This is a genomic window from Hymenobacter properus (assembly GCF_015694735.1).
GTDB lineage: Bacteria > Bacteroidota > Bacteroidia > Cytophagales > Hymenobacteraceae > Hymenobacter > Hymenobacter properus.
This window is the reverse complement of the sequence record NZ_JADQDP010000003.1, coordinates 577,308-591,632: the sequence shown is the minus strand read 5'-3', so window position 1 is coordinate 591,632 and position 14,325 is coordinate 577,308. Positions and strand designations below refer to the sequence as shown.

8 protein-coding genes are annotated in these 14,325 nt (G+C 61.9%); 5 read left to right on the top strand and 3 right to left on the bottom strand.

Going from position 1 to position 14,325, the window contains the following annotated elements; all coding sequences use genetic code 11:
- Nucleotides 1-101: 101 nt before the first annotated feature.
- Nucleotides 102-1,592 carry a M16 family metallopeptidase gene (locus I2I01_RS14415; RefSeq protein ID WP_196287182.1) on the bottom strand — a complete coding sequence of 497 codons (1,491 nt, stop codon included), beginning with the start codon at nt 1,590-1,592 and terminating at the stop codon, nt 102-104.
- Between the two features lie 111 nt (nt 1,593-1,703).
- A complete protein-coding gene (locus tag I2I01_RS14410; RefSeq protein WP_196287181.1) occupies nt 1,704-3,173 on the bottom strand; it encodes a M16 family metallopeptidase in 1,470 nt (489 codons plus the stop codon).
- Between the two features lie 167 nt (nt 3,174-3,340).
- Here I2I01_RS14410 and I2I01_RS14405 point away from each other — a divergent pair, with 167 nt between their 5' ends.
- The 4 genes from I2I01_RS14405 (at nt 3,341) to I2I01_RS14390 (ending at nt 12,217) form a co-directional block, all read left to right on the top strand.
- The gene (locus I2I01_RS14405; protein ID WP_196287180.1) at nt 3,341-5,899 is read left to right on the top strand and encodes a bifunctional UDP-N-acetylmuramoyl-tripeptide:D-alanyl-D-alanine ligase/alanine racemase; all 2,559 of its coding nucleotides are present in this window, start codon (nt 3,341-3,343) and stop codon (nt 5,897-5,899) included.
- Nucleotides 5,900-6,097: 198 nt separating this feature from the next.
- Entirely contained in the window at nt 6,098-8,899 is a 2,802-nt protein-coding gene (locus tag I2I01_RS14400; RefSeq protein WP_196287179.1) for a TonB-dependent receptor, read from the top strand.
- A 54-nt stretch (nt 8,900-8,953) separates the two neighbouring features.
- A complete protein-coding gene (locus I2I01_RS14395; RefSeq protein ID WP_196287178.1) occupies nt 8,954-10,642 on the top strand; it encodes a flavin monoamine oxidase family protein in 1,689 nt (562 codons plus the stop codon).
- 156 nt (nt 10,643-10,798) lie between these two features.
- Nucleotides 10,799-12,217, top strand: a complete 1,419-nt coding sequence (locus tag I2I01_RS14390; RefSeq protein ID WP_196287177.1) for an alpha/beta hydrolase family protein — start codon at nt 10,799-10,801, stop codon at nt 12,215-12,217.
- 194 nt (nt 12,218-12,411) lie between these two features.
- Here I2I01_RS14390 and I2I01_RS14385 read toward each other — a convergent pair whose 3' ends face one another.
- Entirely contained in the window at nt 12,412-13,308 is an 897-nt protein-coding gene (locus I2I01_RS14385) for a carboxypeptidase-like regulatory domain-containing protein (protein WP_196287176.1), read from the bottom strand.
- A gap of 290 nt (nt 13,309-13,598) precedes the next feature.
- On the opposite strand from I2I01_RS14385, the gene I2I01_RS14380 reads away from it, so the two are divergent.
- Nucleotides 13,599-14,216 carry an OmpA family protein gene (locus I2I01_RS14380; RefSeq protein WP_196287175.1) on the top strand — a complete coding sequence of 206 codons (618 nt, stop codon included), beginning with the start codon at nt 13,599-13,601 and terminating at the stop codon, nt 14,214-14,216.
- Nucleotides 14,217-14,325: the final 109 nt, after the last annotated feature.

The window sequence follows — 14,325 nt, the reverse complement described above, 5'->3', positions numbered from 1 at the left end:
AGTTGGTGACATCAAAGTAGCAGGCGAGGTCGAGCGCCTGAAAGAAAAAACGGCGTCCCGATTCCTCGAAACGCCGTTTCCAAAACCAAAGCAACCCCCACTTACAGCGGCTTCTTGCGCTCTGCCTGAAACTTCTTCAGTTGCGGGTCCACCACTTTTTTATCGCCCACCACCACAATGGTCATGGCTTCGGGGCGGATGTATTTGCGGGCGGCCTGGCTCACTTGCTGGGGCGTCACGGCGTTGATGTTCTTCACCTGCTCGGTGAGGAAACTCTCTGGCAGGCCGTGCAGGTCCAAGGTGTTGAGCTGGCCGATGATGCCATCGGGCGTGGAATTGCGCAGCACAAACATGCCGCTCTCGTAGTTCTGGATACCGCGTAGCTCGTCGGCCGAGGGAGCGTCTTTCTGCAGGCGCTCCACTTCGTTCATGATTTCGCGCAGCGAGTTGCCGGTGTCGCCGGTGGTCACGTCGGCGGTTTCGGTCCAGGTGGCGGTGCGGTAGTGCGTGCCAATGGAACTGTAGGGTGAATAGGTGTACCCCTTGTCTTCCCGAATGTTGCGGGTGATGCGCGAGCCGAACGAGCCGCCCAGCAGCGAGTTCATTACCCGCAACCGGATGTAATCGGGGTTACTCGGGTCCACCACTGGCAGCCCTACCACAATGGTCGACTGGGGCGCGCCGGGCCGGTCCTGGGTCAAGAGGTCGCCCTTGGTCAGCGGCTTGGCGATGTCGATTTTCGGCGCCGGCCCCTGTGGGAAGCCCGCCCAGGCCGTGGTAATGGCCTGGCGCAGAGCCGGCGCATCAAACTTGCCCGCCACGTACACGCTGGTGCGCTGCGCCCCGAACTGGTTCTTATAGAAGTTCTGCACCTGTTCCAGCGTCAGCGCATCAATCTGCGCATCGGTAGGCAAATCGCGGCCGTACGGATGGTCGCCATAAATGGCGTGCGAGAATTTCATGCGAGCCTGCGTGCCGGGTTGGGCGCGCGACAGCGCCATTTGCCGCTTCAAGTCGCTCTTCAAGCGCGGCAGTTCCGAGGCCGGCAGGGCCGGATGCTGCACTACGTCGGCCATGAGGGTGGCCAGCTCCGGCGCGTATTCGCTCAGGCAGGAGGCCCAGAGCACGGTTTGGTCGAGGCCCACCGAGATGTAGAGCGAGCCGCCCATGCGGGCCACGCGCTCGGCCAATTGGGTAGCCGTCATGCTGGCGGTACCTTCCTGCATGAGCTTGCCCAGCAGGTCGGCTACCGATTCCTCGTTGGCCGCCTCGTGCACGTTGCCGGCCTGGATGGCCACCAGCATGCTCACCTTGGGTACCTGGCCGAAGGGTACCAGCCGCGCCTTCAGGCCATTATCAAGCGTAAAATCTTCCTTGGCCGGCAAGGCAAAATCGCGGGGCTTGCTGCCTTCGGGCGGGGCCTGCTTGGGCGTGGCGGGCGCTTGAGCGGCCACGGCCTTAGCTACGCCGGCAGCGCGGGTAGCGGGCTTGGCGGCTGGCTTGGTTTTGGTTGGCGCCTTTTGGGCGTGGGCGCCGGGGGCGCCTGCGGTAACGAGGGCCGCACTGAGCAACCTGAGAACTAGCTTCTTCATAAGTAAGTAGTAAGATGCAAGTAGCAAGTATCAAGACTGGAGAAAGGCAGTGCTTTGACCATCAGTCCATTGTCTTAATACTGAATACTCAATACTTGTGTCTGATTAAAGCTAGCTCTTGGCCAGCGGGTTGACGGTGATGATGGTGCGGTTGGTGGGCCGCAGGTACTCGCGAATAGTCTTTTGCATTAGCTCCGGCGTCACCTTGCGGAACTCGCCCTCAAGTCGGTTGATGCGGCTGGGGTCGTTGTCAAACAGCGCAAACGAGGCCAGCAAATCGGCTCGCCCAAAGTTGTCGGACCCGCTCACCTGGTCGTAGAACGCCGAGCGAATTTTCACCAGCGCTAGGTCCAGCGTGGCTTGGTCGATGCCCTTGCTGCTGAGCTTGTTGATTTCCTGGTCGAGCACGCGCACCACCGAGTCCGCCTGCACGGCGGGGTCGAAAACCAAGTCGCCCATCCACAGCATGGGGCCGTTGTAGTTGAACTGGTTGCCGAGGTAGTTGATGCCGCCGCTCACGTTGCTGGCGTAGCCGCGCTTCTGCACCAGGGCTTGGTAGAGGCGGCTGTCGTTGCCCTGCAGCAGAATCTGGTCGAGCATTATCATGGCGTAGTACTCGGGCGTGTTGCGCTCGGGCATGTGGTAGCCGAAGGCCAGCGCCGGCTTGTTGGCCAGCTTGTCGTCCTTCGAGAAGCGCTGCTCCTGCTCCTGGCGCGGCTCCGCGATGTCGGGCTTGGGCGGCTGCGGGGCGCTGGGAATGGCGGCGTAATATTTCTGCACCCAGGCCTTGGCTTCGGCGGGGTCGAAGTCGCCCACCACGGCCAGCACGGCGTTGTTGGGGGCGTAGTAGGTCTTGAAAAACGACTTCGTATCGGCCAGATTGGCGGCGTCGAGGTCGCTCATGTCGCCGTAGAAGTTATGGGCGTTGTTCCAGTTCTTGTTGGCTTTCATGGGCATATCTATCCACGGAAAGCCGCCGTAGGGCTGGTTGAGCACGTTCACGCGCACCTCGCTTTTCACCACGCCCTGTTGGTTGGTCAGGTTGGTTTGGGTGATGGCCAGGCCGCGCATGCGGTCGGCCTCAGCCCACAAAATGGTTTCAAGCTTGTTGCTAGGCACCACCTCAAAGTAGTTGGTGAAGTCGAAGCGCGTCGAGCCATTCAACGCCCCGCCGTTCTTCTGAATCAGCCCGATAAACTCGTTCTTGCCCAGATTCTGCGAGCCCTGAAACATCAGATGCTCAAACAAATGCGCAAATCCCGTCCGGTCGCGCGGCTCGGTGCGGAAGCCCACGCCGTAGTAGGCCGCCACCGTGGCCGTGGGCGCCGTGTGGTCGGGCGAGAGCACCACCTTCAGCCCATTGGGCAGCGTGTAGTACTCCACCGGAATCTGGAAGGCTGGCCCGGCGGGAGCCGGCTTGGGGGCGGGTGCCGCAGCCGTAGTAGCCGGCGCCGCGCTGCTCGCTGACGCCGCTGTAGATGCCGTGGCTACCGAAGTGGCTTTGGGACTGCACGCGCTAAGTGCGAGAGCGGCCGCCGGCGCCCATAGCAGGCACCGGCCAAGATGGGTAAACTGTCTCATAGGTAAGCGGGTAAGGTGAAAAATGCAGAAAAAGTGAATGAAAACATTTGGTGTTGCAATAGTAGCGAAACCTGGCTAACTCTACGCCGCCGGATTAATGATGCCGCTCCCTGATTGGCCGTTGCTTTGCTAGCCGCGCTTTCCCCCGCCAGTCCGACCTTTGCGCTGTGTTCGCCTTCTCCTCGCTGCCAGGCCTGTTGGCCGGCCACCTCCTGCAAGCCCCCGCCGACCCGGCCGCCGAAGTCCGCCACCTACTGCTCGACAGCCGGCGCGTGGGTCTGCCCGCCGGGGCGCTGTTCTTCGCCCTGCGCGGCCCCAGCCACGACGGTCACCGCTACCTGCCCGCGCTCTACGCCCAGGGCGTGCGCCTTTTCGTGGTTGGAGAAGCGCACGAGCTGCCCGGCGGCTTGGCTTCCTACCCGGGCGCCGGCGTCTTTGCCGTGCCCAGCCCGCTGGCAGCCCTGCAAGCCCTGGCCGCCGCCCACCGCACCGCGTTTGCCGGCCCGGTGCTGGCCATCACCGGCTCCAACGGCAAAACCATTGTGAAGGAGTGGCTGGCCCAGCTGCTGAGCCCCGACGAAACCATCTGCCGCTCGCCGCGCTCCTACAACTCGCAGGTAGGCGTGCCCCTGAGCGTATGGGAATTGAACCCGGCGCTGCACACGCTGGGCATCTTCGAGGCCGGCATCTCGGAAGTGGGGGAGATGGCGCGGCTGGCGCAGGTTATCCAACCTACGGAAGGTATCTTCACCAACCTCGGCACCGCTCACGACGCCGGTTTCGTCTCCCACGAGCAGAAGCTGCGCGAGAAGCTGCAGCTGTTTCAAGGCCCGCAGTTTCAGCGCCTATTTTACTGCGCTGACCAGCCGCTGGTGCGCGCCGCCGTGGCCGAGCTGCAGCTGCCTGGCTTCAGCTGGACGCGCCAGCCCAACCAACCGGCCGACCTGCATTTTGCCGCCGTGGGCAGCTCCGACGGCAGCACCCGTTGGCACGCCCGCACAGCCGACGGTGCCGCGCACGAGTTTAACCTGCCCTTCGCCGACGAGCCCTCGGTAGAAAACGTCCTGCACTGCCTGGCCGTGCTGCTGCACCGCGCCGTGGAGCCGGCCGAAATTCAGCGCCGCCTCACGCGCCTGCACCCCGTGGCAATGCGCCTGGAAATGAAGCTGGGCCGCCACGATTCCTACCTACTCGACGATACCTACAACAACGACCTCGCCGGCCTCTCGCTGGCCCTCAACGCCTTGGCCCGGCAGCCCCGGCCCGGCCGCCGCACCCTCATCCTGAGTGACGTGCTGGAATCGGGCCTGAGCAGTGCTAAACTCTATGCCCAGGTAGCGGCCCTGCTGCCGGCCGCCGGCATCTCGCGCCTTATCGGAATAGGGGAGGAGATAAGTCAGTTAGGAGTTAGGAGTGAAGAGTTAAGCGAGAATGAGCCGGCATCTCAACTATTAACTCTTAACTCTCAGCTCTTAACTGAATTCTTCCCCACCACCGAGGCCTTCTTGGCCCAGCTCAACCCCGCCGACTTTGCCCGCGAAGTCGTGCTCATCAAGGGCGCCCGCCGCTTTGGGTTCGAGCGCATCGTGGCGGCTTTGCAAGCGCAGCAGCACGGCACGGTGCTGGAAGTCAACCTCGATGCCCTCAGCCACAACCTGCAGCACTACCGTCGGCAGCTGCGGCCCGGCACCCGGCTCATGGTGATGGTGAAGGCCTTCGCCTATGGGGCGGGCTCTTACGAAGTGGCCAGCTTGCTCGAATTCCAGCGGGCCGACTACCTGGCCGTGGCCTATGCCGACGAAGGCATCGCCCTGCGCGAAGCCGGCATCAGCCTGCCCATCATGGTGATGAACCCGGCGCCAGACTCCTTCGACCTGCTGCGCCACTACCGTCTGGAGCCGGAAATCTACTCGTTCGAAATGCTGGACGAGTACCTCGCCACTTTCCGCACCCTGGACGAAACGACTTCGCCCGCACCAAAAATCCACCTCAAGCTCGATACCGGCATGCGCCGCCTCGGCTTCGACGAAGCCGACCTGCCGGCCCTGCTGGCGCGCCTACGTACCCACACCGCGCACCTGCCCGTGGCCAGCGCCATGACGCACCTGGCCGCCGCCGACGAACCCGCCCACGACGACTTCACGCAGCAGCAGCTGGCCGCCTTCCGCCGCATGGCCACCGCACTGGAGGAGGCCCTGGGCTACCCTGTGATTAAGCACGCGCTGAACTCGGCCGGCATTCTGCGATTCCCCGACGCGCATTTCGACATGGTGCGTCTCGGTATCGGCCTCTACGGGGTAGACGCCAGCGGCCGCGACACCGACGCCCTGCGTTCCGTGAGCGAGCTGCGCACCACCATATCCCAAATTAAAACTCTGCCTGCCGGCCATACCGTGGGCTACGGCCGCCGCGGCGTGGCCACCGAAACGGAGCGCCGTATTGCCACGCTGGCCATTGGCTACGCCGACGGCTACGACCGCCGCTTCGGCAACGGCGCGGGCCTGGTGCTTATTCGGGGGCAGCGGGCGCCGCTGGTGGGCTCGGTGTGCATGGACATGTGCATGGTGGACGTGTCGCACATCCCCGACGCCCAGGCCGGCGACGTGGCCGTAGTATTTGGCGAAGGCCTGCCGCTGCCGGAGCTAGCCGGCCGCATCGGCACCATTGCCTACGAGCTGCTCACCAACGTGAGCGAGCGGGTGAAGCGGGTGTTTGTGAGCGAGTAAGCGACGCGCAAGGGGGGGGCTAAGCCAATGTCCAATCGCCGCTGGCGGCAGTAAATGCTTTGGCCTGACCTCAACTGACGTTAGTGGGCTAAATCCACACGTCTGACGAAAAAGCAGTGTCCCGCTCGGGTAGTAGGGAGAATTTTGTGTCCAGTTTTTGGAATTAATTCTAATTATTAGACACCTAGTTCTCTTTGTATGCAAGCACTTCGACTTTCTTTTTTTCTGGTTTTGCTATTGGTTTTGGCTGGACGGCAGGGCACGGCCTGGGCCCAGGCCACGGCCGTTGCCACCGTAACGGGCGACATCCACAGCGAAAAAGGCGCGGCCCTGCCGGGCGTGACGGTGGCTGTGCTGCACTTGCCCACCGGCATCCGGCGAGCAACGACTACTGATGCACAAGGCCATTTTATGATGAGCCAGCTGCTCACCGGCGGGCCTTATGCCTTGCAAATCAGCCAGCCCGGCTACCGTTCACAGGTTATCAACAATGTGTTCCTGAAGGGTGAAACGCCGGCCAACTTTGCCCTGGAACTGGTCCTCAACGTGGTGGCCGTGGGCACGCGCCGCCTCGACCGCACGGCTCTGGAATCGGTAGCACCTGTTGACGTGATTGACATGCGCGAGCTGGCTCTCACGGCCCCGCGCACCGACAATACGCAGTTGCTCAACTACGTGGTGCCGTCGTTCAACTCGGTGCGCGAAACCTCGGCCGACGGCGCCGACCACGTGGACGCCGCCACCCTGCGCGGCCTCGGCTCCGACCAGGTGCTGGTGCTCGTGAACGGCAAGCGCCGCCACACCTCGGCCCTCATCAACTTGCTGGGCAGCCGTTCCTACGGCAGCGCCACCACCGATTTGAACACCATCTCGGCCAATGCCCTCGACCGTGCGGAGGTGCTGCGCGACGGCGCGGCTGCCCAGTACGGCTCCGACGCCATTGCCGGCGTTATCAACCTCAGCCTCAAAAGCGACAACCACGGCGGCAACATTTTGGTGAACAACGGCATCCATCAGTCGGGCTTTGGCTACAACACCACCGTAAGCCTGAACAAGGGCCTGAAGCTGGGCAGCAAAGGCTTCCTGAACGTGACCGGTGAGGTGGACTACCGGGGCTACACCACTAGCCCCAACTACACCCGCGACTTAAACTCCTGGCCCATCTACTCCAACAACCGGGCAAGCGAAGATTCCTTTCTGCTGGCCAACCACAAAACGGCCAAAGACTACCGCCAGCGCAACGGCGACGCCATCATCACCAACTACCGGGCCGTGTACAACGCGGGCATCGAACTCTCGGAAAAGGCGCGCTTCTACTCGTTCGGCACCTACAATTTCCGTCGCGGCCAGGCCGTGGCGCCCTGGGTGCTGCCCAGCGCCAACCCCGCCGACCTCGGCACCCGGCCCGGCTTCGACCTGGGCTACCAGCCCAACATCAACACCCGCATCCACGACGGCGGCGCCGTGGCCGGCCTCGACCTGAAGCTGGGCCGCTGGGACCTAGACCTGAGCCAGAGCTTGGGCACCAACCGCATGCGCTACGACCTGAGCAACACGCTGAACCCATCGATGGGCGCCGCTTCGCCCACCACCTTCGAAGCGGGCGGACTGCAGTTTACGCAGGCCGTGACCAACGTGGCGGCCAACCGATTATTCGACAACATATTGGCGGGCACCAACGTGGCTTTTGGCGGCGAGTTCCGGAACGACTTTTATGAGATTGTGGCCGGCGAAGAGAATTCCTGGAAGAACTACCAGGCCGGGGCGCCCGGTGCCTCGGGCGGCTCGCAGGGCTTCATCGGCTTCGACCCTACGTCGGCCATCTCGGGTAGCCGCCAGAACGCAGCCGGCTTTCTTGACGTGGAAGCCGACGTGGTGAGAACCTGGACCGTGGGCGGGGCGGTGCGCTACGAGCGGTATTCCGACTTCGGCTCGGCCTTCATCTACAAAGCCACCACCCGCTGGCAGGCCGCCAAAGGCCTGGCCGTGCGCGCGGCCTACAACACCGGTTTCCGGGCGCCCTCGCAGCACCAGCAACTCTACCGCCAGCTCACGCTGCTGCCCACGGCCAGCGGCACCACCTACTCGGGCATCTACAACAACCAAAGCGACATTGCCCAGGTGGCGGGCATCGGCAAGCTCAAGGCTGAAAACTCGCGCAACGCCAGCGCCGGCTTGGTGTTTACGCCAGCCAAAGACCTGGTGCTCACCGCCGACGCCTACCAGATTGACATCGACAACCGTATTTCGCTCACCAACGAGTTTGGCGCCGGCATTGCCCCGGCCTTCGACGCGGCCCTGAACCGGGCCCAAACCACCAGCGTGCAGTTCTTTGCCAACGCCGTGAATACCCGCACCCGCGGCCTCGACCTGGTGGGCAGCTATAGCACTCCGCTGGGCCGCGGCCAGCTGCGCTTCACCGCCGCCGCCAATTTCAACGCCACCACGCTGCGCAGCCTGCAGGTACCCACGCTGTTTCAGGGCATTCAGAACGACGACATTACCGGCAACAACTTCATTGGTCAGCGCCAGCTCTCGCTCATCACCACGGGCAGCCCCAAAAGTAAAATCCTCGCCAGCGTGGGTTATGAGGGCCGCAAGCTGGGCGCCACGGCGCGCTACACACGCTTCGGCCAGGTGTCGTTCTACGACTTCAACTTCGACGGGCTAGACGAAGGCGCCTACTACCTCGTGTTCAGCCCCAAGTCGGTAACGGACCTGATACTGACCTACAAGCCCGCCAAAAACCTGATGCTGGCCGCCGGCGCCCACAACCTCTTCAACGTACGCCCCGACGACCTGCTCCAAGCCGCCCAAAACGGCCACGCGCCCGACGGCTTCGCCTCGATGGCCGCCTACCAGCAATATTTTGCCCAGCAAAACGGCGGCGCGGTTTCGACCACCCCTTACGACCACGACATCCTGCCCTATCAGATGGTGCAAATGGGTGCCAATGGAGCATTTTTTTATCTGAAAGCATCCTATGGCTTTGGACAATAAAGCATTAGCTTTGGCTTCTGACATGCTTCATCCCATCCATTTTTCCCACCCGATATGAACGAATTTTCTACGCCACGCCCTGCCCGCACCGATTTGCTGCGCTCCCTCCAAAAGGCCTTTGGCCTGGCTGTGGCGGCCGAACAGCCCGGCGCGCCCACCGTGGCGGAGCTTGTTGAGCAGGCCGAAGACCACAGCCGCCGCCGTTTTCTGGCCACTGGCGCCAAGTTCGGCGTGCTGGCCGGGGCCACAGGGCTGCTTGCTGCCTGCGAAACCGTAGCCGTAGAGCCCGCCGCCGACCTCACGGCCTTCAAGGCCAGCAATGCTCAGGGTGGGGCGGCCCGGGTGGTGGTGGTAGGAGCGGGCATGGCCGGCCTCAACTGCGCCTACAAGCTGCAGCGAGGCGGCATCACGGCCAGCATCTACGAGGCTGGCAGCCGCGTGGGCGGGCGCATTTTCACCGCCAAAAACCTGATGGGCGCCGGCCTCACCACCGAGCTCGGCGGCGAGTTCATCGACAGCGGCCACATCGACATGCTGAACCTGGCGCAGGAGTTCGGCCTGCCGCTGCTCGATGTGGAGGCCCCCAGCGAAACGGCCCTTATCAAGGACACTTACTTCCTCAACAACCGCCGCTACTCGCTGCAGGAGGTGATTCAGGCCTTCCAACCCTACGTGGCCCGCATCACCGACGACGTGCGGGCCATGCCCAACACCATCGTGTTCGACAACTACGGTGCGGCCGGTCCCTTCGACCAGCTGTCCATCTCAGGCTATTTCGATTCCATCGGGATGGTGGGCATGATTCGCACCCTGCTCGAAGTGGCTTACGTGACCGAATACGGCCTCGAAGCCAACCAGCAAACGGCCATCAACTTTCTGTGGATGTTCTCGCCCGATACCCGCAAGGGCACGTTCGACATCTTCGGTATCAGCGACGAACGATATAAAATCCAGGGCGGCAACCAGCGCCTCACCGATGCCCTGGCCCAGCGCCTAGCTGGCCAAATCACGCTGCAGCACAAGCTCACGGCCATCACCAAGCCGGCCGACGAATACATTCTTACCTTCCAGCAGCCCAGTGGCAGCACCGTCACCGTCACGGCCGATGTGGTGGTGCTCACCATTCCGTTCACCGTGCTGCGCCAAGTGGCCCTGAACTTGCCCCTGCCCGCCTGGAAAACCAACGCCATCAACAACCTGGGCTACGGCACCAACGCCAAGCTGTTTCTGGGCTTCAACAGCCGTCCTTGGCGCACCAACGGCTACACCGGCTACCTCTTCACCGACCAGGCCGCGCAGGGCGGCTGGGATGGCAGCCAGCTGCAGCCCGGCACCGCCGGCGCCTACACCGTGTTTGTAGGCGGCCAGGTGGGCGTGGACATGGGCACGGGCTCGCCGCATTCGCAGGTAAGTCGCTTCCTGCCCACGCTGGAAGCTGCCTGGCCCGGCACCCAGGCCCAGTACAACGGCAAGGTGGAACGCTTCCACTGGCCCAGCCACCCGCTCACGCTGGCCAGTTATGCCTGCTACCGCCCCGGTCAGTACACCACCATAGCCGGCGCCGAAGGCCGGCCCGTGGGCAACCTGTTCTTCGCCGGTGAGCACTGCAGCGCCTATTTCCAGGGCTACATGAATGGGGCCGCCGAAACCGGCCGCCTCGCTGCCCAGGCCATCTTGCAAGCCGCTACTACCAAAAAAGTGGCATTGGTATCGCGGCTGCGCCAGGCACTGATGCCAGCCTAGTCTCCAGGCCCAATCAATCGCAAAGCCCTCGTTTCCGGTCGGAAACGAGGGCTTTTTCACTGCAAACGATGGCGCTATGAAAGATTGGCAGGATATTTATTTTGCTACTGATAACTTTGGGGGCCATTGGCATTTCCGTTGCCCTTCCTTTAAGCTATGACCATTAATACCTATCGTTTACTGCGCCTCCTGGGCGCGTTCTTATTCTGCTTCTCCATCGCTAATCACGGCTGGGCCCGCCCGAGCACCGCCCCGTTGGCCGCTGCCGATGCGCCCGCCCTCGATGGCCTCTGGAAGGGCCAGCTGAAAGTGCCCGGCGGCCAGCTCGAAGTCATCTTCCGTTTTGTGAAGCTTACCGGCGGCGAATACTTCGCTACCCTCGACGTGCCCCTGCAGAAGGTGAGCCGCATGGCCGTAAAAACCGAGGTGAAGGGCGATACCGTGCGCCTATATGCCGAAGAAGCGGCCACCCGCTTCACCGGCCGCGTTTCGGCCGATGGCAAGCAGATGGCCGGCACCTGGCAGTCGCCCGGCTTCAAAGTGCCCATGACGCTCACCTTCAGCCCCCTGCCGGCCATGAACGCCAAGAACGTGCGCCTCACCCCGCCCTACCGCGAAGAAGAAGCCACCTTCAGCAACCTCACCGTGAACACCCGCCTGGCCGGCATGCTCACCATCCCAGCCGGCCCAGGCCCCTTCCCAGCCGTGGTGCTGCTTTCCGATGCCGGCCCGCAGGACCGCGACGGCACCGTGGGCGACTTCGCCCCCCTGGGCCTGCTGGCCGACTACCTCACCCGCCGCGGCGTGGCCGTGCTACGCTTCGATGACCGGGGCACCGGTAAATCGGGCGGCACTCCTGCCGTGACCACCGCTGACCTGGTGAGTGACGCCCAAGCCGGCCTCAATTACCTGCGCACCCGCCCCGAAATCGACCTGGCCCACCTCGGCCTGGTGGGTCACGGCGAAGGCGGCAACGTGGCCCTGCTAGCCGCCGCGCAGCCCCTGCCGCCGGCTTTCGTGGTGACGCTGGCCGCCTACGGCCTGCCCGGCCGCGACATTGTGGTGCAGCAGCAGGCCACCACCCTGCGCACGCTCGGCACCGAAAATGCGCAGATTGAAGCCGCCACCAAGCGCCAGCAAGCCATGCTGGAAATCATTCGGCAAACCACCGACAACGCCCAAGCCCAGGCCATTGTGGCCAACATGCTAAAGCAAAGCAACGCAGCCATCGACAACGCTACGGCCCAGGCCAGCGCCGCCGAGATGACCTCGCCCCGCTACCGCTATTTCCTGGCGTTCAACCCCATCGAGAAGCTGTCGGCTGTGACTTGCCCGGTGTTGCTCCTCAACGGCACGTCCGACCTCACCATCAACGCCGACGCCAACCTAAACGCGCTGAAAAACGGCCTGAGCAAGAACAAAGGCGTGACCGTGAAAAAGCTGCAAGGTGTGAACCACCTCTTCCAGCCCGATGCCACCAAATGGCCCATCATCAACGGCCAGCCCCAGCCCAACTTCTCGCCCGAAGCCGAGGAAACCATCCGCGAATGGATTGTAGCGCAAGCGAAGAAGTAGCGGCGTCTGAACCGCAGATTCTGCAGATTGAACGGATTGCGCAGATTCATTGCCGCACTATCCTAACTATTCTTGCTCTGCGAAACGAATAAAAGAGAAAGGCCCTACACGCACGTGTAGGGCCTTTTCTATGTCGCAAATTGCGCCGTTAGAATCTGCGCAATCCGTTCAATCTGCAGAATCTGCGATTCAGACTACTTAATCATGTCCACCTCAGCCTTAATCATGGCGTTGTAGCGGCGGCCCTGGCCGTTGGCCAGCGTCAGTAGGTTCCAGCCCTTGCCGATGGTATAGCTCCAGGTGCGGCTTTCCTTGTATTCGAAGGTGGGGCGCATAATCTGGCCGTAGGGCGTGTAGTTGTCCATGAAGTTGGTGGTATAGAACTTGTCGCCACCCACAATCCATTCCATGGCCACGAAGAAGCCTTCCTCGGGTGCCGGGATGTTGTAGCTGCTCAGGTCGATGGTATACCACTCGCCGCCGCGCGAGGCCGACACGACGACGTTTTCGGTGAGCAGGTCGGTGTTGGGGGCGTTGTAGTTGCCGTCGGCCTTGTAGAGGCGCACGCGGAAGGGCTCGCGCGGAAAACCGTTCTCGCCGATGTAGAATGACACCGTCCGCACGTTGCCTAGCTTTTTCTGCTTATCGTTTTTCACGAAAAAAGCATACTGGCTGCCCGGCAGGCCCTGAATCATGCCTTCACCAGGATTATTCGACTTCGAACCCAGTTCTAAGTTCTTCACCTTGCCACCTTTCACGGTGAAGCCTTCCAGCTTTACCTCGCGCTTTTTCAGTTCGATGATGAGGTCTTCGGTGCTGCCACGCTTGATGAGCACGGCACTGCGCTCGTAGCCCAACGTCATCACAATCAGCGAGTCTTGGCTGGTCTTTTCCAAGCCAGCCAGCTGGAAATAGCCATATTCATTTGTAAGAGCTCCAGTACCTTCTTCGCGCAGGCCAATAGAAGCGAAGGGCACCGGGTCTTTGGTCTTGGCATCCACGACGCGGCCGGTAATACGGTTCTCCTGCGCCCAGCTTAGCGCGGGCAATAGTAGCAGAACCCAAAAAGCGATAAGAGGTAAGCGTTTCATCATTGCCAAATATAAGATAATGGGAAGGCGACTGGCAAATTTACAAATTCTGAGCCAGAGTATCATCAATACCATTGACTGAGCGCAATAAGCGGCCCGCTGAATGCAAATTAAATTCAGCCGCCTAATGCCTGAAAATGGCTTTTATTACTACAAAAATAATGCTTGAACGATTTTATTGTACCCCCAAAAAAAACTGAATTTTAAGCCGGGTTTCTAAAAAAAATAACATAGCTGTCTTGGTTGCGTAATGGGGCTCGTTCTCACTTTTACTCCTACTTTCTCTAGCCATGAAAAAATCCCTCCTGTCGCTGCTGGCCGCCACGGCGCTGCTGGCCAGCTGCGAAACCAAGCACTCCGAAACCAAAGACCAGCTCAGCGAAGCCGGCCAGGACACCGCCGTGATGGCGCGCACCGGCCAGACGGCCGGCGACATGGCCGCCGGCGCCGCCGATGCCGCCGACAATGCCTGGGACCTGACCAAGGCCAAGCTGGCCGACGTGAAGTTCAAGGAAATCACGCTGCCCGGCGTGAGTGTGCGCGGCGACAGCACCTACAACGTGTACAGCGTAGACGAGAAGATATTGTTCGACACCGATAAGGCCGACATCAAGCCCTCCGCCGCCGAAGCGCTGAAGCAGATTACGGGTTCCATTGGCCAGCGCTATAGTTCCCGCCAGGTGCGCGTGATGGGCTTTGCCGACTCGCGCGGCGACAAAGACTACAATAAGGAGTTGAGCGAGAAGCGCGCCGAAGCCGTGAAAAACTACCTCGTCACCAACGGCAGCATCGATGCCAGCCGTGTGAGTGTAGAGCCCATGGGCGAGGCAATGCCTGCCGCCACCAATGCAACTGCTGCCGGCCGCCAGGAAAACCGCCGCGTGGAAATTGCGGTGCGCACCAAGTAGCCCGCTCATTGCGTTTGCAAGCTTAGTTGAGGCCCGGCCGTGCACACGGCTGGGCCTTTTTGCTTTACTGCCCTATGCTTGCTTCGAAGCATATAGAGCATTTTATTGA

What these genes read in the sequence shown, in the direction of transcription:
- I2I01_RS14380 (WP_196287175.1), top strand. Translation starts at nt 13,599, where the DNA reads ATGAAAAAATCCCTCCTGTCGCTGCTGGCCGCCACGGCGCTGCTGGCC.
- I2I01_RS14415 (WP_196287182.1), bottom strand. Translation starts at nt 1,592, where the DNA reads ATGAAGAAGCTAGTTCTCAGGTTGCTCAGTGCGGCCCTCGTTACCGCA.
- I2I01_RS14410 (WP_196287181.1), bottom strand. Translation starts at nt 3,173, where the DNA reads ATGAGACAGTTTACCCATCTTGGCCGGTGCCTGCTATGGGCGCCGGCG.
- I2I01_RS14395 (WP_196287178.1), top strand. Translation starts at nt 8,954, where the DNA reads ATGAACGAATTTTCTACGCCACGCCCTGCCCGCACCGATTTGCTGCGC.
- I2I01_RS14385 (WP_196287176.1), bottom strand. Translation starts at nt 13,308, where the DNA reads ATGAAACGCTTACCTCTTATCGCTTTTTGGGTTCTGCTACTATTGCCC.
- I2I01_RS14400 (WP_196287179.1), top strand. Translation starts at nt 6,098, where the DNA reads ATGCAAGCACTTCGACTTTCTTTTTTTCTGGTTTTGCTATTGGTTTTG.
- I2I01_RS14390 (WP_196287177.1), top strand. Translation starts at nt 10,799, where the DNA reads ATGACCATTAATACCTATCGTTTACTGCGCCTCCTGGGCGCGTTCTTA.